Below are 22451 nucleotides of genomic sequence, written 5' to 3' on the forward strand. Positions count from 1 at the left end.
CTGCTGGAAAAGTCTTAAAATTCTTACCCAAGTGTAAAGCCACGTGGTTAACGCTTGGTTGCCAAAGGACTACGCGCCGATGTGGATCGGTAATATTGTCGATATGGGCTGGCCGGCCGGCGGTGCGGCCATAAGTCGATCTTCTGTGGACAGATTTGCAGAAAAGCGTTAGGCCTCGCTCATGAATAAGAGAGCTGTAAGACTCATCGAGAACGGTGCGATCGAATCCGCGATGCGAACGATCGAGACCGAGAGGCGGGGCATGGAGGCGCTGGAACGCGCTCTGACCAACGGTCTGGCCGAGCCCTTCAGCCGCGCGGTGGAGATCATCGGCGATATCAGGGGCCGTGTCGTCATCACCGGCGTCGGCAAGAGCGGCCATATCGGCAACAAGCTTGCCGCCAGCCTGGCTTCCACCGGGACCCCTGCTTTCTTCGTGCATCCGGTCGAGGCCAATCACGGCGATCTTGGCATGATCACACAGGATGACATCATCATCGCGATATCCTGGGGTGGCGAGAGTGCCGAGCTGCGCGGCATTATCAGCTATTCCCGCCGCTTTTCGATCCCGATGATCGCCATTACATCAGGCGAGACTTCCACCCTTGCACGCGAGTCGGACGTGGTTCTGCTGCTGCCGAAGGAGCAGGAGGCCTGCCCGCACGGGCTGGCGCCAACGACGTCGACACTGCTGCAGCTTGCCATCGGTGACGCGCTGACCGTGGCGCTGCTAGAGGCGAGGGGCTTCACGGCCGAGGATTTCCGCACCTTCCATCCGGGCGGCAAGCTGGGTGCCAGCCTGTCGCATGTCGCCGATATCATGCACAAGGGTGATCGCGTGCCCCTGGTCAAGCTCGGCACAGGCATGCCGGAAGCGGCGATGACGCTTTCGCAAATGCGCTTCGGCTGTGTCGGCGTGATCGATGACGACGGTTGCCTCTGCGGCATCGTCACCGATGGCGACATCGCCCGCAATCTCGGCACCAGCCTCGCCGAGATGCGCGTGGACGAGGTGATGACCCGCAATCCGAAGACGGTGAAGGAAACGACGCTGGCGACGAGCGCCATGGCCGTGCTCAATCGCCATAATATCTCGGCGCTTATCGTCGTCGACGATGCACGCCGGCCGATCGGCGTCGTGCATTTCCACGATCTGCTGCGGATCGGCGTAGCCTGATCAGACGGGTTCGACCGTAAGCTCGCGGCCGTTGCTGGCGACGACCTTGACGCGCGTGCCGATAGGCAAATCCGGTCCGCTGACCGTCCAATAGGTATCGTTCAAGCGAATGCGCCCCCGGCCCTCGCTGATCGGCTGATCGAGCGTTGCCGTTCGGCCGACCAGGCTGGCGCCGCGCTGATTGAGGAACGGCTCGTCGGTCACCTGGGTGTTGTTGTAGAGATAGCGGCGCCCAATGAGGGTGACGATCACGGCCGTGGCGGCGAAGACAAGCCCCTGTACCTGCCAGACCCAGAAGGCGCTGTCCCAGAAAAGCAGGGACAAAGCGCCGACGATGATGCCCGCCAGACCGATCCAGACCAGGAAGAAGCCCGGCAGGATCAACTCGGCGGCGAGCAGCACCAAACCCACCAGCCACCAGCTCCAGGGGCCGAGCTCGACGACGAAATTGTCGATCATCTCAGCTCTCCTTCGACGTCAGCGGATTGACCGAAGGCGTGGTGCGTGCCGGGCCGGAGCGCGGACGGGGTGCCTGTGGCGTCCCATTGCCGTCACCATTGTCGCCGAAAACTTCGCGGGCGATGGCGCCGATGCCGCCGAGCGAACCGATGATGGAGCTAGCCTCCATCGGCATCAGGACGATCTTCGAATTGCCGGCGGCGCCGATCGCGGTGAGGGCTTCGGTGTATTTCTGCGCAATGAAGTAGTTGATCGCCTGCACATTGCCCTCGGCAATAGCCTCGGACACCACGCGGGTCGCCTTCGCTTCCGCCTCGGCGAGACGCTCGCGCGCCTCGGCATTGCGGAAGGCCGCCTCGCGCTGGCCCTCGGCCTGAAGGACTGCGGCCTGCTTGGCGCCTTCGGCGCGCAGGATCTGAGCATTGCGCAAGCCCTCGGCCTCCAAAACCTGCGCGCGCTTTTCTCGCTCGGCCTTCATCTGCCGACCCATGGCATCGACCAGATCTTTCGGCGGCTGGATATCCTTGATCTCGATGCGCGTCATCTTGATACCCCAGGGCTCGGCGGCCTCGTCGACGACCCGCAGCAGGCGCTCGTTGATGACGTCGCGATTGGACAGTAATTCATCGAGGTCCATCGAGCCCATCACCGAGCGGATATTGGTCTTGGTCAAATTGAGGATCGCGGTTTCGAGATTGGTGATCTGATAGGCGGCCTGGGCCGCGTTTAGCACCTGGAAGAAAGCCACCGCATCGGCCGAGATGCTGGCATTGTCCTTGGTGATGACCTCCTGCGTCGGCACGGATAGCACCTGTTCCATCACGTTCATGCGCGCGCCGATCGTGTCGATGAAGGGCACGATCAGGTTGAGCCCCGGTTCCAGCGTGCGGGTATAGCGACCAAAGCGCTGGACCGTGTAGCGATATCCCTGCGGTACGGTCTTGATCCCTGCGAACAGCACCAGGATGACCAGGACGATCAGGGCAATCACGACGATGCTGAAACCACCGACTACCATTGAATTCCTCCATGGACGCGCCCGCCTGCAGCGGAACCGCGTCGCGTCAATCGCTGCCGTTCTGCCTCCAATCGCTCGCCCGAGCATAAGAGGCGGCAGCTCAATCAGATGTGGTGGGTTAACATGTTCTCGACAAGTGAGGAATGGGCGTCGAAGGAAGGTGTTTGCAAACTCAAATCAATCAATTGCGACCGGGTCTTGCTTCCGGCGGTTGATCTTCATACTTTATTATAGGAATTTCTGGCTCCGCTGCTCCGCAGTCTTTCGAGCCAAGTCATCGCGCATCACCAGGGTGAAGCTATGAATATCGATAGGACCTTACGGTCAGTCGTGGCCGTGCACGCCTCAATTCCGGAAGATGCTTTCACAGCGGCAACGCTCGGCACCCGCAGGGAAGGCAGCGGCGTGGTCATCCGGGGCAACGGGCTCGTCTTGACCATCGGCTACCTGATCACGGAAGCCGACAATGTCTGGCTGACGACCAATAGCGGCCGCGTCGTGCCTGGCCATGCCTTGGCTTACGATCAGGAAACCGGGTTCGGCCTGGTGCAGGCGCTCGGCCCGCTCGACGTGCCCGCCCTGGAATTCGGCGACGCGGACAAGGCCGAGGTCGGCGATGAGGTCGTCGTGGCCGACGGGATCGGCCAATTCGTCGAGGCGAAGATCGTCGCCAAGCAGGAGTTTGCCGGCTATTGGGAATATCTGGTCGATGAGGCCATCTTCGTTGCGCCGGCGCATCCCTCATGGGGCGGCGCGGCTCTTCTCGACGAAGATGGCAAGCTTCTCGGCGTCGGCTCGCTGCATTTGCAGATGGCAACCCAGAATGGCGATAGCGCCGACATCAACATGATCGTGCCGATCAACCTGCTGTTGCCCATCCTGGAGGATCTCATCAAGCGCGGGCGGGTCAACAAGCCCCCGCGGCCGTGGCTCGGCGCCTTCTCGGCCGAAAGCAACGGCGATGTTGTTGTCATGAGCGTCACCGAGGGCGGCCCGGCGGCCAAGGCAGGGTTGCGCCGGGGTGATGTCATTTCCGAGATCCGCGACGGTGAAGTCGACGGTCTCGCCGACTTCTACCGCAAGGTATGGGAGAGCGGGCCGGCCGGCGCCGAGATCCCCATGCGGGTGCTGCGCGATGGCCGCGAAGCCTGGCTGCGTGTCAAGTCGGCGGATCGCAGCAGCTTCCTCAAGAAGCCGCAGCTGCAATAGGCGTCGAGCGGTTCAGCTTTTCATGGAATCTCTGAACCGCTTTATCTCTTTGTTTCACGCAATTCCGGCCGGCCTCTTACACCCAGCCGAGCAGCTCCCGCCGCACGACCTTTTCCAGCACTTTCATGCCGTCTTCGCTGTCGTTGAGACAGGGAATATGGGTGAATTTCTCGCCGCCATTATGATGGAAGGATTCGGCTGCCTGTTCGGCGATTTCCTCGAGCGTCTCCAGGCAGTCGGAAACGAAGCCCGGATTGAGAACGGCGACGCGCCTGGTGCCGCTTTTGGCAAGCTCTTCCACAGTCTTGTCGGTATAGGGCTGCAGCCATTCCTCCGGGCCGAAGCGCGACTGGAAGGTGACCATGAACTGATCTTCGGAGAGCCCTAGTCTTTCACGCAGCAGGCGGCCGGTCTCGATGCACTGGCCGTAGTAAGGATCGCCTTGCTGCGAATAGGAAAGCGGTATGCCGTGGAAGGAGGCCAGCACCTTTTCCGGCTGCCAGTCGAGCGTCGAAAGATGCCGGGTGACGGAATCAGCAAGCGCTTCGATATAGGTCGGGTCGGTATGATAATCCGGCACGGTGCGTAGGGCCGGCTGCCAGCGCATCTTCACCAGTTTCTCGAAAGCCTTGTCGTTGACGGTAGCGGTCGTTGCCGCCGCATATTGCGGATAGAGAGGGAAGAGCAGGATGCGGTCGCAGCCGCGATCCTGCAGCGCCTGAATGCGCTCGCCGATCGACGGCGTCCCGTAGCGCATCGCCCAGTCGACGATGACATCAGGCAGGTCCGCCAGCCGTGTCGTCATGAGGTCTGACTGGTTGCGGGTATAGGTGCGCAGGAAACTCTCGTTCCTTTCCTTGTTCCAGATCGTCTCATAGGCCTTGCCGACCTTCTGCGGCCGGGTGTTGAGCACGATGCCGAACAGGATCGGATACCATTTCCACCGCGACCATTCGATGACGCGCCTGTCCGTGAGAAATTCGCGTAGGTAGCGCCGCATCGATGCGTAGTCGGTGCCGTCAGGCGTGCCGAGGTTGACGAGGAGAACGCCGATCTTGCCGGATTGCTGTTGTGGTTGGCCGGTCACGGCTGCTGCGGTCATCAATCATACCTTCTGGGCGAAACGAAGCCCTTCACATAGGAACAAAAGCCGGCCCGGGGAAGCCCGGACCGGCTCTGTCATGCGAGACAAATCGTCCTTACTTGGACGGAATCCTCAACTTTTCGCCGACCGGGAGATGATGCGGCCTGATATTGCGGTTGGCCGCCAGAAGCTTGTGCCACCGATTGGCGTTGCCATAATAGGTCTTGGCAATATCCCAGAGCGTATCGCCCGCGACGACGACATGAGTCGTCGGTGTTTTCGGCGGCTCGCTGGCGGCGGCTACCGGCGCGGCTGTCTCCGGCGTTGTTGCGGCGGGAGCGCTCGTCGCGGGTGCCGACGTCGCCGGAGTTTCGGTCGTAGGCGTCGACACGGCCGGGTCCGACTTTGGCGGAGCGGATGGCGTCGCCGTCGGATTTGCCGGCATGGCCGTGCTGGGGGCTGTGACGCTCGGGGCCGAAGAGGCGGGCGGCGTCGCGGTGGAAGAGGCAGTGCCCCCGTCAGCGGCAGGTGCCGGCTTTTGCTCCGGCGCGGCCTGCTGTGTCGCATCGGCGGGCTTTGCCGGCGCGGGCTGCGCCGTTGCCGCGACGATGCCGACCTGGGTTATACGACCGTCCGTATAGGGTTTGTAGGGGTTGTGGGCGCCAAGATAATCGGCGACCACCGATTCCAGATTGGGGCCGAAATCATAGGCATTCTTGCCGTCCTTGGCGAAGACCGCATAGCCGTCACCGCCGGCGCGCATGTAATTGTTGCTGACGATACCATAGGCTTTTTCGGGATCGATCGGCTTGAATTCCGTGCCTTCCTGCACCTCGACGGATACGAGACGGCTGCCTGCGGGTTTGGTCTTGTCGAAGCTGTATTTGAGGCCGGCAACCTGCGGGAATCGGCCGGCGCCTTCATCGATCTGGCTGAGGCCGTTTTCCAGCGCCGCCTTTACCTCCGCGCCGGTCAGCTGGAAGGTCGCGACCGTGTTCTGGAAGGGCAGCACGGTCAGGACGTCGCCCATGCTGACATCGCCGGCGCCGATGGAGGCACGCAAGCCTCCGCCGTTCTGGATGGCGATGGAAATGCCTTGCGTCTTGGTGCGGTCGAGCATTGCATCGGCAACGAGATTGCCCATCGAGCATTCCTGAACGCGGCAGACTTCACGCGCGCCTTCGATAGGCGCTTGCGAGCTGCCGATGACCTTCTTGCGCAGCTCCTCGATCGGCTTTGCCATCTCCAGCACGCGGGCGGCGATCGCCGGATCGGGCTTGATGGAGGCATCGAGCAGGATCGGGTCACCCTTGGCATCCTTGACGATGCCGTTATCGTCGAAGGTGACGACGAGATCGCCGAGATACTTGCCATAGGAGGCTGCTTGGACGACCGGCACCTTGTAGCCCGCCGGATTGTCGACCATGGTCGGATAGGGGCCGGCCGCCTTCGGGTCGGTATTCGACAGGAGCGTATGCGAATGGCCGCCGACGACGATGCTGACGCCGGCGATCTTGGCGATCTTCTCGACATCGCGGGGATAGCCGACATGGGTGAGAGCGATGATCTTGTTGATGCCCTGCGACTTCAGCGCATCCACCTCGGCGCTGATGGCGGCGGCATCGTCGGTTATCTTCACATGCGGGCCTGGCGAGGCCAGTTCCGGCGTTTCGGTCGTCACGGCACCAACGATGCCGATCTTCTGGCCGCCGACATCGAGCACGATGGATTTCTTGATGCGGTTGCCGAGCTTCGACTGATCGTCGACCACCAGATTGGCGGTCACGACCGGGAATTGTGCCTTGTCGAGGAAGGCTGCAAGCGGGCCTTCGCCATCGTCGAACTCATGGTTGCCGACCGTCATGGCGTCGATCTTGATGTCGTTGAGGAATTCGACTTCGGCCGCGCCCTTGTAAGTGGTGTAGAACAGCGAGCCCTGGAAATTGTCGCCGGCATCGAGAACCAGTACGTTCTGGCCGGCAAGTGCTGCGCGCCGCTGGTCGATGATGGTCTTCAGCCGGGCTGCGCCGCCGAAGCACTCATTCTTGGCTTCCTCGGCTGCCGAGCAGGTCGCGTCGAACTTGTTGATCGATTCCACGCGCGAATGGAAATCATTGAAATGCAGGATGTTGAGCTGATAGTCCGCGAAGGCGGCACTGGTGCTGAGCGCCAGCAGCGTGGCGGCCAAAAGGCCCACTCCGAAGGGCTGCTTCATCTGTCTCTCCTGTTGGTCATTGCAATCCGGCCCGCCTGTGCCCCATGGCGGCCCCCCGCGCTGATGTTTTCATCACGGGCAAGCGAGCGCAAGCAAAAGCTGTTGGCTTCATTAGGATTTTTGCAAGCGGCGAGATGAGCGCCGGATCAGGCACATGCCTCGACGGAGGCGGGGCCGTAGGATTCCCGCAATGCCGCAGCGGCATTCCACCCGACGGTACAGAAGACCAGCAGGCAGCAAAGGGAAACTGCAAGGTGAAAGCGCCGTTTCCGCTTCCGGTAGAGAAGGATCGCACCGGCGCCATAGATCAGCAGGGCCGGCAAGGCGAAGAAGAGGACGCTGATCGGCCCGTCGCAATCGGGCGCCTCGATGCCCTGAGCCCGATAGGTGTTGACGGGAAGAACCGCCGCCATGAGGGCGACGGGGAGGGCTGCGATAAGAGCCAGATAAAGGACCAGCATGCCGCGCATGATGCCTTATCCGTCCAGCGGGCTTATATCAGCCCTGACGATTGAGCGAGAAATGCCCGCCTGTTTCGGACGTGCAATTGAGCTGGCTCGGATTGGCCAGGAAGCAATTCACCTTCGACGACGTGCGCTTGATATTCGAATAAAGATTGATCTGGATCGTGCCTGACGGATCGGTCGTGTAGGTTCCCGAGGCCATCTGCTGGTTCGTGCCGTCCGTGGTGTGCGTTTCGAAGCGACCGGCGTTGAAGGTCGAGTTCAGGCCGTTCGAATCGGCCCAGCTGCCTTCCACCGAGTTCATCCGCGGCTGGGCGCCAGTGTTCATTCCCATCGGCGGCGGCCTCGATCCGCCGAAATCGACACAGGCGGACAGGGCTGCGGTGGCAGCAACGAGGGCAAGCATGGTTCTTATCTTCATAAATGTCTCCCGCGAATAAGGGCGGACTAATGGCGCATCGGTTGCAAGGAAGATGACGCGACCATCGGGCTAAAGCAAGGCTTCACCGCCGATCTGCTTGATTTATCTGGCTTGCGTAACAAAAATGCCCGCACGACCTGTGCGGGCATTGAAGCGTTGTATCGGACGAACCTTATTGCTCTCAGCGAACCAGAATGTTCCGGAACTGCCAGGGGTCCTTGGTGTCGATATCTTCCGGGAAGAGGCCTGGACGGCCATCGAGCGGCGTCCAGTCCGTGTAGTGACCTTCGACCGGGCCGAGATAGGGCAGCTGCACTTCGAGGCACCGCTTGTAGTCGACCTCGTCGGCTTCGACGATGCCGGCGTTCGGGTTTTCCAGCGCCCAGACCATGCCGGCGAGCACGGCCGAGGTGACCTGCAGGCCGGTGGCGTTCTGATAAGGGGCGATGCGGCGGGTCTCTTCGAGAGACAGACGCGAACCGTACCAATAGGCATTCTTGGCATGGCCGTAGAGCAGCACGCCGAGTTCGTCGATACCGTCCTCGAGTTCGTCCTCGTCGAGAACGTGATGGACCGGCTGCGCGGTGCCGCCGTTGCCGAACATTTCGTGCAGCGAAAGCACGGCGTCGTTGGCAGGATGATAAGCATAGTGGCAGGTCGGGCGGAAGGTCACTTCGCCGTCCTTGTCGCGCACGGTGAAATAGTCAGCGATCGAGATCGACTCGTTGTGCGTGACGAGGAAACCGTATTGCGGGCCGGGGGTCGGGCACCAGGTGCGGACGCGGGTGTTGGCGCCCGGCTGTTCCAGATAGATGGCGGCCTGGCAGCCCTTCTTATGCTTCTTGGCGTTCTTCGGCATCCATTCCTCATGGGTGCCCCAGCCGAGTTCGGCCGGCTGCAGGCCTTCAGAGATGAAGCCTTCGACCGACCAGGTGTTCCAGAAGACGTTGAGCGGCTTCGGATGCTTGGTGCGCTGCGTGTCGCGCTCGGCAATGTGGACGCCCTTGACGCCGACCTTCTTCATCAGCTTGGCCCAGCCTTCGCGGTCGTGCTGGTCCGGCTCCTCGAACTTCAGGCCGATATCCTTGGCGAGGTTGACGAGCGCCTGCTTGACGAACCAGGAGACCATGCCCGGATTGGCGCCGCAGGTGGAAACGGCTGTCGCGCCGCCGGGATTCTTCGCCTTTTCCTTGCGCATGGTTTCACGCAGCGCATAGTTCGTGCGGTCGGCGTTCTTCAGGCTCTTGTCGAAATAGAAGCCGAGCCAGGGTTCGACGACGGTGTCGATGTAGAGCACGTCGAGCTTGCGGCATAGCTTGACCAAATCGAGCGAGCCGGTGTCGACCGAGAGGTTGACGCAGAAGCCCTGGCCGTCGCCTTCTGTCAGGAGCGGCTTCAGGAGATCCTTGTAATTGTCCCTGGTGACATATTCCTTGATATGACGGACGCCATGCTTTTCCAGGATCGCCAGGTGCTCGGCGTCCATCTGCGGGTCGATGACGACCATCCGGCTTTTGTCGAATTTGAAATGGCGCTCGATCAGGGGCAGGGTGCCGCGACCGATGGAGCCAAAGCCGATCATCACGATCGGACCGGTAATTTCGGCATATACCGGATAGTTCTTTTCCGTCATTCTTTTCTCCTTCGAAAGGCAGGACGCCGTTCGGTTTGCGAAATTCAATCAGAGTTGGCGCGAAAACGCGAGATGAGCGGCTCTAATCATAATTTGATGTCACAATAAAGAGCTGTTCAGGGTTAGCCGGGCAAAGTCAAGAAGGCCAACATACACGCCATATGCGACGAGTTTGTTGCCTTCAAGGTTTGTTTTCACTGACCTAGGAGGAACTGAGCTGTGACGGCCCGTCTTCGTCGATCAGGCCTGCAAGGCTTCCAAACCGTCAATAACGGTGGTGAGGGCGATTTCCAGGACTTCGTAGACGGCGATGCCGTGGATGGTGAAGGGGTCGGCTGCGACATAGGCTTCCAGCTCCGTCCGCTCGCCACGGGCGAAGATGACGCCGCCGGTGCGCGGCACCTTGCGGCCGGAGGCAAGGAACCAGCCCTTGGCATAGCCTTCCTTCACCCAGGCCATATGCGGTTCCATGTGCTTGTCGGCTTCGTCATTGCCCTTGAGGTAGGTGAGCGAGAGGATGAACATCAATCAATTCCATAGAAGTTGCGCGCGGATCAGGCCGCGCAGGGAGTTTCCGACATAAAGGGGACGATCTTTCAGGTCGTCGAGCCGGATACGGCCGACGCGGGCCTTGCGCTGGCAAATGAGTTCGGTGCGCAGGACGCCGGCTAGCAGGCCGGCCGATATGGGCGGGGTGCGGAGCAGGTCCGCGCCGTCCTCGAGGAAGACGGATGTGATCGTTCCCTCGCAAAGCTCGTCCTTCTCATTGAGCAGCAGCACCTCGTCCGCCTCGTCGGGCCGATATTCGGCACGCGCCGCTTCATAAACTGCGCGGCGCGTGGTCTTTATGCGCAGCAGCTTGTCGGCGGAATCGAGCCGGATTTCGGCGATGCGGACGCGCCAGATAGTGTCGGGCGGCAGCGGGACAAAGGGGGCCGTCGTCACCGCCGTCTGTCCTTCGCGATCCAGCGTCAGCCGGACTCGCAAGGGTGCGGCTGCACCGGCAACAGCCTGCTCGAGTTTTCCAAGCACGTTCTTCGGAGCCGAAAAGCCGAGGCGGCGGGCGGAGCGCTGCAGGCGGGCAAGATGCAGGCGCAGGCGGACGAAGCCGGTTTCCGGCTCGTAGCGCAGCGTCTCGATCAGGGAAAAATCCTTTATCGGTCGATCCATCGGTCCCCCACGGCGAAGCGCGCCTTGAGGAGGCATTCCTCATATTCCGCTTCCGCCGTCGAATCGAAGACGATGCCTCCGCCGACATTGAACACCGCGCGGCCGTCTTCGAAAAGCGTGATCGTGCGGATCGCCACCGAAAACCGCATGGCGCCGGTCGGCGAGATCATGCCGATCGCGCCGCAATAGGCGTCGCGGGGGGTATCTTCGAGTTCATGCAGGATTTCCATTGCCCGCATCTTCGGCGCGCCTGTGATTGAGCCGCAGGGAAAGAGTGCTGCGAGGATATCGCGAATTGTGATGCCGGGAAGCAGCCTTGCCTGCACATGGCTGACCATCTGGTGCAGCGTGGGGTAGGTCTCGATTTCGAAAAGCCTGGGAACGTCGAGCGTGCCGACTTCGGTGATGCGCGAGATATCGTTGCGCAGCAGGTCGACGATCATGCGGTTTTCGGCCTGCGTCTTTTCGTCGGCAAGCATGGCGGCGATGATCTCGTCGTCCTCGGCGGCATCCTTGCCGCGCTTTGCTGTGCCCTTCATCGGATGCGTCTCGATCCAGCCGTCCTCGTCCGTGCGGAAGAAAAGCTCCGGCGAGCGCGACAGGATGATCGGCCCGCCGAGATCGACGAGCGCGCCGTATTTCACCGGCTGCCGTTCGATCAGCGACCAGAAGGCAGCGCGTGGATCGCCGTTCCAGCGGGCATGGATCGGCATGGTGAGGTTTGCCTGATAGCAATCGCCCTGGCGCAGATGCCAATGCAGCCTGTCGAAGCGCTCCCGATATATCTCGAAATTCCAGGCGGCCTTCGGCTCTGTGAGAAACTCCTGGTTTTCCGGGCGCTGTGCCGGCTGACCGAGCGGATGGCCGCCGGCAGCCGGCGCATCGAAAACGCCGAAGCAGAGCAATGGTGTTTCGCGGTTCTCCTCGGCGAATGGCGCAAGCTTTTCCTCGAAAAGATGGCCAGCCTCATAAGCCATGTAGCCGGCCAGCCATTTTCCCTCTCGCCTGGCCTTTTCCATGCGATCCAGCGCATCGAAAAACTGCACGCGCGTATGGGCTACGATGATCTCGGCCGGTTCGGCGAAGATCATCACCTGTCCTGTGCTGTCGTCCCTGAAGAGGACGTAGGGTATGGCATCGGCCATGCGCGGATTTCGATCCAGTCTTGTTCAGTCGATCCCAGGCATGATTACATATGCCGTTGCACCTAGCCCCTCACCCTAGCCCTCTCCCCGCTCGCGGGGAGAGGGGACTGGTTCTGCATTCACCACACCATTCCGTGCAAAGGCGGTGTAGCGATTGCGATCACTCCCTCTCCCCGCATTGGCGGGGAGAGGGTTGGGGTGAGGGGCCACGCGCGAAGCTGCGGCAATGGCGAAGGTGCCTGGCCTGCTGCTGTCAGCAGGCGGAATTTCAGTTCTTATCTAGCGCTTCCAGCTCGTCGATCAGCCCTTCGATCATCGACAGTCCCTTGCTCCAGAACGACGGATCGGTCGCGTCGAGGCCGAAAGGCTTCAGGAGTTCGGAGTGGTGCTTGGTGCCGCCGGCCTTCAGCAGTTCGAAATACTTGTCCTGGAAACCCTTTTCGGCATTGCGATAGACCGCATAGAGCGAGTTCACGAGGCAATCACCGAAGGCATAGGCATAGACGTAGAAGGGCGAGTGGATGAAATGGGGGATATAGGCCCAATAGGTCTCGTAGCCCTCGGAAATCTTGATCGCAGGTCCAAGGCTCTCCGCCTGTACGGAGAGCCATAGCTCGCCGATATTGTCCGATGTCAGCTCGCCATTCTTGCGGGCGGTGTGCACCTTGCGCTCGAATTCGTAGAAGGCGATCTGGCGCACGACCGTATTGATCATGTCCTCGACCTTCTGGGCGAGCATTGCCTTGCGTTCGCGCTTGTCGGTGGTCTTGTCGAGGAGCGCGCGGAAGGTCAGCATCTCGCCGAAGACGGAGGCGGTTTCGGCCAGCGTCAGCGGCGTCTGACACATCAGCGCGCCCTGGCCGCCGGCCAGCACCTGATGCACGCCATGGCCCAGCTCGTGCGCGAGCGTCATGACATCGCGCGGCTTACCCATATAGTTGACGAGAACGTAAGGGTGGGCCGACGGCACGGTCGGATGTGCAAAAGCGCCCGGCGCCTTGCCTGGGCGAACCGGCGCATCGATCCATTCCTCATCGAAGAAGCGCTTGGCAATGGCGGCCATTTCCGGGGCGAAGTTGCCGTAAGCCGATAGTACCGTGTCTTTCGCCTCGTTCCAGGGGATCAGCGCATTGGGCGTTTCCGGAAGGGGCGCGTTGCGGTCCCAGAAATTCATCTGGTCCATGCCGAGCCACCTGGCTTTCATCTTGTAATAGCGGTGCGAGAGGCGCGGATAGGCCTCGCGCACGGCGGCCGCCAGCGCATCCACCACCTCGCGCTCGACACGGTTGGCCAGATGCCTGCTGTCGGCGATATCCTCGAAGCCGCGCCAGCGGTCGGCGATTTCCTTGTCCTTGGCGAGCGTATTCGTAATCAGCGTGAAGGTGCGCAGATTGGCCTTGAAGGTTTCGGCAAGCGCCGTGGCGGCCTTGCGGCGCACCTCCGGGTCCTGCTCCTGCAGCATATTCAAGGCGACTTCCAGCGGCTGCTTCTCGCCGTCGATCTCGAAGCGCAGCTCAGCCATCGTCTCGTCGAACAGCCGGTTGAAGGCGGCGGCACTCGTGATGGATTTTTCCAGGAACAGCTGCTCCAGCCTGTCGTCGAGCTGGTGCGGCTTGTCCTTGCGCAGGTCGACGATCCACGGGCGATAGTGGCCGGCGGCGGGATCGTTCGCCATGCAGGCGTCCATGACCGCATCGTCGATGCGGTTCAGCTCCAGCGGGAAGAACAAAAGATGAGAGGAATAGTCCGTGAGCTTTGCCTGGACGTCGCCATAAAGCTTGCCGTTGTTTGGATCGATCGTATTGGAGAAATAGGTAAGCCCGGCGAACGAGCCGAGACGGCCCATGACGTCGTCAAGCGCCTCATATTCCTTGAGGGCCGCGCCGATACCGGTGTCACCCGATTTGGCGGCGGCATCGGTAAGCTTTCCCTTCCACTTTTCCTCGAAGGCAGCGGCCATCTTGCCGGCCTTTTCCATGTCATCGAGGAAGGCCTGCGAGGTTGCGGACGGATAGAGATCGCTAAGCTTCCAGGCTGGCAGGTCGCCAAGCGCCTGGCCGGCGGCCTGGCTTGCGGAAAAGTTAAGGGATTGATGGAGCGAGGTCGGGCTCATGGGCGATATTTCCTCTGCTTTTATTTTTGGGAACGTCCGGTCCGTTCGTGTCTAATCGGCTGAAAAGCATGCTGCAAGGCCTGATTTCCCAGCATTGGCGCTTGAAACATAAGCGATATTACATTCGTCATAATGATTAAAATGCGATGATTTGGCAAAACTTCATGTTCAAGCCTTTCTGCGAGTGTTCGCTTCAGGTTTCGCATGAAGTGAGGCACCAATGACCTTTTACAATAGCGCCAAGGGGGGCGCGCAGATTCTCGTTGTTGAGGATGATCCGATTCAACGCCGTCTGCTGAAGAATGCCATCGAGCGACACGGACACGTCGCCCATTTGGCAGAAAATGGCCGTCTCGGCCTCGAAGTTTTGAAGCGCAGCAGCGATCAGATCAATGTGGTCGTGCTCGATCTCATGATGCCGGAAATGAATGGCATCGAGTTCCTGGGCGCTCTGAACGATATGGGCATCGATCTGCCCGTGATCGTTCAGACGGGGCAGGGCGGCATCGACACCGTGGTGCAGGCCATGCGGGCCGGCGCCTTCGATTTCGTCGTCAAGCCGGTATCGCCCGAGCGCATCGCGGCATCGATCGCTAACGCGTTGAAGCTCGACCAGCGCGAGGCGAAAGCCCGTGCCGGGCGCAAGTCGCGCTCAAGCAGCATCACCTTCGACGACATCGTCTCGGCAAGCCCGGCGATGATGCGGGTGATCGACCTTGCCCATCGCGCGGCGCAATCGAATATTCCCGTCGTGCTGGAAGGCGAATCCGGCGTCGGCAAGGAGCTGGTCGCGCGCGCCATCCAGGCCGCCAGCGACCGTGCCGGCAAGCCGTTCGTAACGGTCAACTGCGGCGCCATTCCGCACAATCTGGTCGAAAGCATCCTTTTCGGCCACGAGAAGGGCGCCTTTACCGGTGCTGCGGAGCGCCATGTCGGCAAGTTCATGGAAGCCGATGGCGGCACGCTATTCCTCGACGAGATCGGCGACCTGCCGCTTGATGTCCAGGTCAAGCTGCTGCGCGCCGTCCAGCAGGGTGAAATCGAGACCGTCGGCGCGCGCGTTGCGCAGAAGGTCAATGTCCGGCTGATCTCAGCGACCAACAAGGATCTGATCGAAGAGGTCAAGGCGGGGCGGTTCCGCGAGGACCTTTACTATCGCCTCAACGTCTTCCCGATCACCATGCCGGCATTGCGCCGCCGCAAGGAAGATATTCCGCATCTGGCACGCGCCTTCGTAGACCGGTTCGCGCTGGAGCAGAAGCTCGATCATCCGCTGGGGATCAGCAACGACGCCCTTGCGCTGCTGACGGCCTATGACTGGCCGGGCAATATCCGCCAGCTCGAAAACGCGATCTTCCGCGCGGTCGTCCTGTCTGAAGGACCGGAGTTGCTCGATAGCGATTTCCCGCAAATCGCCGCGCAGTTGCCGGGCTATTTCGCCGCAGAGCACCCGACCTTAGTTGTGGATAACTCGCATGCGCACGCGGCGGCTGCCATTGCAACCGAGAGAGTGGAACGGGCCGCACGCCCCCTTCTTCAGGGTGCGGCTGCAACCTCTTCTCTTTCGGGCGGCGATGCTTCCGAGAGCGCTTCCGACAATGTCATCGTCAGCACCAATACATCGGGCGATGTCAGAAAACTGGCGGATGTCGAGGAAGAGCTCATCCGATTTGCCTTGAAATTCTATCGTGGGCAGATGAGTCAAGTGGCGAGAAAGCTCGGAATCGGTCGCTCAACTCTCTATCGGAAGTTGAAAGACTATGGCATAGACCCGGATGACCCGCAAAAAAACGCCGCGTGAATGGTGATTTAACGTTTAGGCAAGCATATTTTGTTACCCGTCGTAAAGCACTTGTTAGTGCATCGTTCACCATGTATGAAGAGGGCGACCATGTGTGGCATTTTTGCCATCGTGTCACCGCAATTGACAGCCATTTGGAACACGATGCGACATTGTCTGTCGGACGGGGATCGAATTGCCGAATTTGAGTGGAAATACCAAGCCTAAAAGCTTGAGCTGGCATTCTGCGTGCTCGGACTTATTTCGCAAGGTGGCCAAGGTTGCAGCCGTTGGCCTCCTTGCTTTGGCCGTTTCCACCCCTGTTTTCGTCGGCACTCCCTCGCAGGCCGGCGGTGAAACCCGCAGCCTCAAGATCTATTACGTCCACACCGGCGAAAAGGCCGTCATCACCTACAAGCGCAATGGCAAGTTCGATCCGGACGGCCTGGAGAAGCTGAACCGCATCCTGCGCGACTGGCGCAAGAATCAGCCGACCAAGATGAATCCGCGGCTGTTCGATCTGATCTGGGAAGCCTACCGCGAAAGCGGTTCGCACGAATTCATCTATGTGATCTGCGGTTTCCGTTCGCCGGGCACCAATGAGATGCTGCGTACGCGCAATGCCCATACAGGCGTTGCGAAGAAGAGCCAGCACATGCTCGGCAACGCGATGGATTTCTACCTTCCGGACGTGAAGCTTTCCAAGCTGCGCGAAATCGGCATGAAGCTGCAGGTGGGCGGCGTCGGCTATTATCCGACCTCGGGTTCGCCTTTCGTCCATATGGACGTCGGCGGCGTGCGCGCCTGGCCGCGCATGGATCGCCAGGATCTCGTCCGCCTCTTCCCGGATGGCAAGACGATGCATATTCCCGCCGACGGCCGGCCGCTGCCGGGTTACCAGCAGGCGGTCGCCGATTACAAGCGCCGAGTGTCGTCCGACGATATCCAGATCGCCAGCTCCTCGTCGCCGCGTCGTGGCTTTTTTGCCCGCCTGTTTGGCGGCGGCGGTGCGGATGAGGAAGAGGACAATGCAGAAAGCGGCACGGCGGCAGCGCCGGTGGCCGTCGCTTCGGCTACACGTAAGGGTCAGCCGGCTCCGGCCGCGAGCGACGATGGTGACGATAGTGCCGCTCCCGTCCAAACTCCGGCCCAGGTTCAGGTTGCAAGCGTAAACGCGCCCGTTCCGCAGGTTCGCCCCGCCTTCGGCAATCAGCCTGCCGGCAGCGATGTTGCGTCCGCGCTTGTCTCGCCGTCGCGTAATGCCGCGCAGGACGCGCTTGCCGCTGCAATGCCGAACACGGACGATCAGCCGCAATATGCCGATCTTCGCTCCTATCACGTACCCGTTCCGGCCTTGCTCGATCGGCGTGCGCCTGGCGATGCCGAGCTGGCTTCGGCCGAGGCTGACATGAAGGGCCAGGTCGCTTCCGTACCCGTGCCGGCACAACGCCCCGAAATCGCTGAAAACCTTTTGGCATCCACTGACGCGGATCAGGAAGCGCTCGACGATCAGGCCGATGTCGCCGCGCTTTCGCCCTCGGTCGTCGCCGCCCTCGAACAAAGCCGGCCTGATCGATCCGATGCGAATGCAGCGGTAGTGCCGCCGCTTAACGATGTTGCGTCGAAAGATCAGATTACGCCGGTCAATGACGGAGCCGCGGGCGGGAACGGTGCCGCCCAGGCTATCGCTTCGGTCTTGCCGCAGCAGAGGCCCGCGCAGCAGATGCCGATGCAGGTGGCGGCGCTCGCGCCGATCCGCAACGAGGTCAAAGCCAGCAGCCGTCGTTTCAATGACAGCTTCGATACGGTGACCCCGCAGGAACGTCCGATTGCCGCCGGCATTGCGACCAAGGGCTCGCGGCCGAGCAGGCAGGACGCGGTAGAGGCCGATGCCGGCCGCGCTACCGTCACGACCGCACCGACCCTGACGGAGAAGATGATTTCGCAGTGGGCGATCGCAAAGGCCCGCGTCGAGATCGTCAATCGCCCGGTCAAGGCGCCGCGTTTCGTCAGCCCGACGCTGCGTGCCCAGCCGACCGCCGTCTACACGGATGGCTTCAAGATGCAGACAGCGTCGATCGATCCGGAACGTTTCAGCGGTTCCGCCGTGAATTTCCTCCAGGTGAAGAAGTTCAATTCGGTCGAATAGGCTAAATTCCTGCTCTGTGCAGTTCCGGGGGAGCCGCTTTGGCTCCCTTTGCATATGGCGGGTGTAGCTGAGATGCAGTGCTGTTGCTCGCTGGTGACACCGCATCCGCTTTCAGGTTCAAGTCAGCTTTTATTCATCTCGGCTTCACGCTTCATTCAGCGTCGCTTCATTCAGCCGGATTAGGGCGGCAGTCTTTGCAAGGCTGGATATCCACGTTTGAACCGAAAGACGGCAATCATCATCGGTAATGGCAAGCTGCCGCGCGATCTCTCTGAGATCGTGGACAGAGCGGATTTCACGATGCGCTTCAACGAGCCGAAGGCGTCGATCGGCATGAGCGGATCGCGCACCGATATTCTCATGCTCGCAGCCTCCAGCAAGCCGATGCAACGCCGGCTGACGGATCCGGCCTTCTTGACCAGCGCCACCTTCAAGGCCGCAAAGGAGGTTGTGCTTGCCTACCATCCCGTCATCATCAGCAAATATCACCCCAAGCCCAATTTCCTTTCGCACCTGAAAGGCAGGCGAAGCGACTGGACGATGCGGACGATCGAACTCGTCGGCGCTGCTGGCAAGGAGATCCGCATCATGCCGCCGCAATTCTATATTGAAGGCTGTGCGGAGCTTGGTGTGAGCGAATGCCGAATGCGCCAACTCTTTCCAAGCACCGGCTTTTTCGGGATCCGCTATGTTCTGTCGCGTTTGCCCGCCGACGTGTGGGACGTCAAGCTGTGCGGCTTCAGCTGGGAGGGATGGAAGCGTCATGCCTGGCTGGATGAGCGCCGCTGGGTCGACGACAAGATGGCGAGCGGGCGCATCAGCCTGCTCGTCTAACCTTCCTTCAGTTGTCAGGCCGATTGAAAACAACCGTTTTCAGTTTCGGCTCAGGTTTGCCTAAGCCCGCTTTCATTCACGGTTGCTAGAGCCTCGCGAAATTGACCGAGGTATTCTCAATGCAAACCTACGAATTCAACCCGTCTTCGGCGATGCCGCTCGAAAGATCTCATACGGGATTCGAGTTCGATCATGGGCCCAATCCCGTCGGCGCCAGACTGGAAGAAGCCAAACAGCCCGTCATCCGCGGCTTCATCATTCATCTGGAGCGCGCCCGCGACCGCATGCCCCAGGTCGAGCGGCTTGCGGCCAGACTGCCGGTGCCAAGCGAGGTCATCGAGGCGGTCGACGGGCGCAGGCTGACGGATGGCGAAATCGAGCGCGTCTATCGCCGCCGACTGCAGAAGCCGTATTATCCCTTCGAAATGAGTATCGGCGAAGTCGCCTGTTTCCTGTCGCACCGCAAGACATGGGCCGCCATTGTCGAGCAGGGTATCGATGCCGGTCTCGTCTTCGAGGATGACGTCGAGATCGATGATGCATTCCGGGCTGCCTTTGCCGCAGCCAAAGCTTGCCTGAAGCCGGGCTCGTTCATTCGTTTTCCATTCCGCATGGGCAAGGAGCATGGCAAGTGCGTTCTCTCCGAGGGCGGGACCAACGTCATCCAGCCGATCCGGATCGGTCTCGGCATGGTGGCCCAGCTCATCAGCCGCGATGCGGCCATCCGCCTGCTGGAGGCGACATCGGTTTTCGATCGGCCCGTGGATACGACCGTGCAGATGAGCTGGCTGACTCGCATATCTCCGCTGGCGGTCCTGCCGGGCGGTGTGCGCGAAATTTCTCCGCAGCTCGGCGGCAGCACCATCAAAGGCGACAAGACGTTGGCGGAGCGGCTTTCCAGGGAGGTGTTGCGGCCACTCTATCGCGCGAAAATAGCCCTTCGTTCGCGTCGCTTCATCTGAGACGCCATATCATGACCGTTCCAATCCTCGCTTATCATCAGATTGCGGTGCCGCCGTCGCGCAAGGCGCCGTACAGAAGCATGGTCGTTCATCCCGAAGCCTTCCATCGCCAGATGGAGTGGCTGAAAAGGCTTGGCATTCAGGGCATGACGCTGCGTGAGGCAATGCCCTACATCCGGGGTGAAAAGACCGGCAAGGTCGCCGCCATCACCTTCGACGATAGCTATGCCAATGTCTATGAGAATGCATTGCCCGTGTTGCAGGAGTTCGGCTTCACGGCCACGAATTTCGTGGTGGTGAACCAGATCGGCGGCAGCAATGTCTGGGATAAGCCCATCGGCGTGGCGCATGCGCCCTGCATGTCGGTCGAACAGTTGCGCCACTGGCATAGCCTGGGGCACGAGGTAGGATCGCACACGCTCGATCATGTGCGCCTCCCGCGATTGCCGATGGAAGAGGCGCGGCGCCAGATCACGCATTCGCGCGAGCTGCTTGAAGACCTGCTCGACGAGGGCGTCTCGTCCTTCTGTTTCCCCTATGGCGCCGAAACGCCGCTTGATCGCGTATTGACCTATGAGGCAGGCTATAGTGCGGCGACGACGACCCGGCGCGGCCGGGCGCGGCCGGCCGACGACCCGTTCGGTTTGCCGCGGGCGACCATCCGGCGCAACGACAGCTGGATGCATTTCGTCAAGAAATGTATCCTCGGGTAGCGGGCTGCCGCCAGTTCGGCACCGGTTATGGCTGCTTTTTCGGTGCGGGAGCGTGCTCCGCGGTGGGCTGACCATTATGGTCGCTGAGCGTGATGGGGCTGCCGACATGGTTTCTCACCGGCGTCGCCGGCGGCATGAGGGTCCATGTGAAATAGGCGATCAGGCCGCAGACACCGAACAGAAAGACGGTGAGAATCGCCGGAATGGACCATTCTTTCGTGAACATCGGCGTCTGCCGGCCAGACTTGAACGCGGCGCGGCGGCCGGCTGCCGCCTTATTGAGCTGTGTCGGCATCGTTGCCTCCAAAACCAGGCGTCCAGGCAGATTGGGGGCCGAGGCACATCAGCGTGACGGCGCATGGAATGCCCACCAGCCATTGCCTTGTTGCGAAGACCCGCTTGTGCACGATCTCTCTCCATTGTCTGTCTGGATGAAGCACGTACGACATTCGCCGTTTCAGCTCAATGCGGCAATTTGGTACGGGGTCGCGTGCCCGTTTACATGCCGTGCCGAGGTCAGCTACAGATGAAGAATGAGGCCCGCGCTGGCGGATTGGTGGGCCTCCCATCGTCTATCGTCGTGCGCGGTCGGATCGCTCTCCGATGCTTGCGCGCAGAGGAATTGGAATGCCCATCGAGTCTTGGAAAGGCGGCGAGATCGACGTTGCCGTGATCGGTGCCGGAGCTGCGGGTGTGGGCGCTGCCCGCCAATTGCAGCGGCTTCGTCCGGATCTTTCCATCCTATTGCTGGAAGCCTCTGATCGCGTCGGCGGTCGCGCGCGCACGATCCATCCGTTCGGTGCGGATGGAACCGCGCTCGATCTCGGCTGCGGCTGGCTGCATGGCGCGCGCACCAATGCCTGGACTGCGATTGCCGAAGAGGTCGGCCTGACCGTCGATCGCACGCCCGCGCCCTGGAGCGACGGCGGGCATCGGCTCGAGCAAGATGATCCCGCGGTAAAGGCTGCGGGCGCGGCCGTGAACGGATTTTTCGAACGGGCCTATGCCTATGAAGGCGAGGACGATGAGGATCTTTCGACCCTGGTGGCGCCCGACGATCCATGGAGTGAACGGATCCATGCCGTCGGGGCGTTCATGACCGGAGGAGAGCTCGACAAGTCATCGGTGATCGATCTCGGCCGCTATGATCCAGGTCCTGGCCCGGATTGGCGGGTCCGGCAAGGCTACGGAACGCTGGTTGCGACCTATGGCCTGCCGGTGCCGACCGTCCTTGGCGTCGAGGTCAGTCGTATCGACCATAGTAGTGCCGGCCATATCGTGCTTTCCACGAGCAAGGGCGAGCTGCGGGCAAAGGCCGTTATCGTCACGGTCTCCACCAACGTCCTGGCGGCCGAACGCATTGCCTTCTGGCCGCCTTTGCCGGAGAAGATCGAGGCGGCGTCGCGGTTGCCGCTCGGCCTGGCAAACAAGCTTTTCATCCGCATCGCCGAAGCGGATATGTTTCCTGCCGATACGCATGTCATGGGATCGCAGCACAGCCGCCGGACAGGCGCCTATCAGCTGAGGCCGTTCGGCGCGCCTGTCATCGAAGCCTATTTTGCCGGTGATCTTGCGCTTGATCTGGAGCGGCAAGGCATGGAGGCGATGTTTGCTTTTTCGGTGGAACAGCTGAAGCGCGTCTTCGGTTCGGATGTCGGCGCAACACTGTCGCCCCTCATTATGTCCGCCTGGGCGGGTGAGCCCTTCGTCGGTGGGTCCTATTCCTACGCGACGCCCGGTGCGTCCGATCTTCGCGGGGTATTGGTTGCCGCCCGGGACGATCGGTTGTTCTTTGCTGGGGAAGCCTGTTCAAGGGCGCGATATTCGACGGCGCATGGTGCCTATGAGACTGGGGCCGCCGCCGCCGAAGCCGTTGCGAAAGTGCTGTGACGGGAAGCTGATAAG

Annotated in this window: 19 protein-coding genes and 2 pseudogenes; 9 read left to right on the top strand and 12 right to left on the bottom strand. The window is 61.1% G+C overall.

Going from position 1 to position 22451, the window contains the following annotated elements:
- Positions 1–181 precede the first annotated feature (181 nt).
- Complete coding sequence (locus tag FP026_RS09230) at positions 182–1177, top strand: KpsF/GutQ family sugar-phosphate isomerase (RefSeq protein ID WP_149634331.1); 996 nt, start codon at positions 182–184, stop codon at positions 1175–1177.
- On the opposite strand, the gene FP026_RS09235 is transcribed toward FP026_RS09230, so the two are convergent.
- Positions 1178–1636, bottom strand: coding sequence for an NfeD family protein (locus tag FP026_RS09235; RefSeq protein ID WP_149634332.1), 459 nt, complete (start codon positions 1634–1636; stop codon positions 1178–1180).
- Position 1637: 1 nt separating this feature from the next.
- The gene (locus tag FP026_RS09240; protein ID WP_149634333.1) at positions 1638–2654 is read right to left on the bottom strand and encodes an SPFH domain-containing protein; all 1017 of its coding nucleotides are present in this window, start codon (positions 2652–2654) and stop codon (positions 1638–1640) included.
- Between the two features lie 300 nt (positions 2655–2954).
- On the opposite strand from FP026_RS09240, the gene FP026_RS09245 reads away from it, so the two are divergent.
- The gene (locus tag FP026_RS09245) at positions 2955–3863 is read left to right on the top strand and encodes a S1C family serine protease (RefSeq protein ID WP_149634334.1); all 909 of its coding nucleotides are present in this window, start codon (positions 2955–2957) and stop codon (positions 3861–3863) included.
- A gap of 76 nt (positions 3864–3939) precedes the next feature.
- Here the strand turns inward: FP026_RS09245 and hemH are convergent, their stop codons facing one another.
- The 9 genes from hemH to FP026_RS09290 all read right to left on the bottom strand — a co-directional run bounded on the left by hemH (position 3940) and on the right by FP026_RS09290 (position 14108).
- Complete coding sequence (gene hemH / locus FP026_RS09250) at positions 3940–4965, bottom strand: ferrochelatase (RefSeq protein ID WP_149634335.1); 1026 nt, start codon at positions 4963–4965, stop codon at positions 3940–3942.
- A gap of 97 nt (positions 4966–5062) precedes the next feature.
- Positions 5063–7162 (bottom strand): 5'-nucleotidase C-terminal domain-containing protein, encoded by a 2100-nt coding sequence (locus FP026_RS09255; RefSeq protein WP_149634336.1) that lies wholly within the window; start codon positions 7160–7162, stop codon positions 5063–5065.
- 146 nt (positions 7163–7308) lie between these two features.
- Entirely contained in the window at positions 7309–7632 is a 324-nt protein-coding gene (locus FP026_RS09260; protein ID WP_149634337.1) for a hypothetical protein, read from the bottom strand.
- 28 nt (positions 7633–7660) lie between these two features.
- Positions 7661–8047: a hypothetical protein gene (locus FP026_RS09265; RefSeq protein WP_149634338.1), complete on the bottom strand. Its 387-nt coding sequence runs from the start codon at positions 8045–8047 to the stop codon at positions 7661–7663.
- Positions 8048–8228: 181 nt separating this feature from the next.
- Positions 8229–9680 carry a homospermidine synthase gene (locus FP026_RS09270; RefSeq protein WP_149634339.1) on the bottom strand — a complete coding sequence of 484 codons (1452 nt, stop codon included), beginning with the start codon at positions 9678–9680 and terminating at the stop codon, positions 8229–8231.
- Between the two features lie 240 nt (positions 9681–9920).
- Complete coding sequence (locus tag FP026_RS09275; protein ID WP_149634340.1) at positions 9921–10205, bottom strand: YciI family protein; 285 nt, start codon at positions 10203–10205, stop codon at positions 9921–9923.
- Positions 10206–10208: 3 nt separating this feature from the next.
- On the bottom strand, positions 10209–10850 hold the full coding sequence (locus tag FP026_RS09280) for an aminotransferase class IV family protein (protein ID WP_149634341.1): 642 nt from the start codon (positions 10848–10850) through the stop codon (positions 10209–10211).
- Entirely contained in the window at positions 10835–11995 is a 1161-nt protein-coding gene (locus tag FP026_RS09285; protein WP_149634342.1) for an aminodeoxychorismate synthase component I, read from the bottom strand. Before FP026_RS09285 ends, FP026_RS09280 begins: the two co-directional genes overlap by 16 nt.
- Before the next feature lie 268 nt (positions 11996–12263).
- Positions 12264–14108, bottom strand: a complete 1845-nt coding sequence (locus tag FP026_RS09290) for a M3 family oligoendopeptidase (RefSeq protein WP_149634343.1) — start codon at positions 14106–14108, stop codon at positions 12264–12266.
- A 220-nt stretch (positions 14109–14328) separates the two neighbouring features.
- Here FP026_RS09290 and FP026_RS09295 point away from each other — a divergent pair.
- The 6 genes and pseudogenes from FP026_RS09295 to FP026_RS09315 form a co-directional block, all read left to right on the top strand.
- A pseudogene (locus FP026_RS09295) lies at positions 14329–15580 on the top strand (sigma-54-dependent transcriptional regulator); the annotation flags it as partial.
- A gap of 116 nt (positions 15581–15696) precedes the next feature.
- Positions 15697–15909 (top strand): annotated as a pseudogene (locus FP026_RS30945) (helix-turn-helix domain-containing protein); the annotation flags it as partial.
- Positions 15910–16084: 175 nt separating this feature from the next.
- The gene (locus FP026_RS09300) at positions 16085–18037 is read left to right on the top strand and encodes a DUF882 domain-containing protein (protein ID WP_149634345.1); all 1953 of its coding nucleotides are present in this window, start codon (positions 16085–16087) and stop codon (positions 18035–18037) included.
- A gap of 216 nt (positions 18038–18253) precedes the next feature.
- Positions 18254–18871 (top strand): hypothetical protein, encoded by a 618-nt coding sequence (locus FP026_RS09305; protein WP_149634346.1) that lies wholly within the window; start codon positions 18254–18256, stop codon positions 18869–18871.
- 119 nt (positions 18872–18990) lie between these two features.
- On the top strand, positions 18991–19833 hold the full coding sequence (locus tag FP026_RS09310) for a glycosyltransferase family 25 protein (protein WP_149634347.1): 843 nt from the start codon (positions 18991–18993) through the stop codon (positions 19831–19833).
- 11 nt (positions 19834–19844) lie between these two features.
- On the top strand, positions 19845–20546 hold the full coding sequence (locus FP026_RS09315; protein WP_149634348.1) for a polysaccharide deacetylase family protein: 702 nt from the start codon (positions 19845–19847) through the stop codon (positions 20544–20546).
- 25 nt (positions 20547–20571) lie between these two features.
- Here the strand turns inward: FP026_RS09315 and FP026_RS09320 are convergent, their stop codons facing one another.
- Positions 20572–20841, bottom strand: coding sequence for a hypothetical protein (locus FP026_RS09320; protein ID WP_149634349.1), 270 nt, complete (start codon positions 20839–20841; stop codon positions 20572–20574).
- Positions 20842–21173: 332 nt separating this feature from the next.
- On the opposite strand from FP026_RS09320, the gene FP026_RS09325 reads away from it, so the two are divergent.
- The gene (locus FP026_RS09325; RefSeq protein ID WP_149634350.1) at positions 21174–22436 is read left to right on the top strand and encodes a flavin monoamine oxidase family protein; all 1263 of its coding nucleotides are present in this window, start codon (positions 21174–21176) and stop codon (positions 22434–22436) included.
- The last annotated feature ends 15 nt before the right edge of the window (positions 22437–22451 follow it).

Source organism: Martinezella tropici, assembly GCF_008370325.1.
In the GTDB taxonomy this organism is placed as follows: Bacteria; Pseudomonadota; Alphaproteobacteria; order Rhizobiales; family Rhizobiaceae; genus Rhizobium; species Rhizobium tropici_B.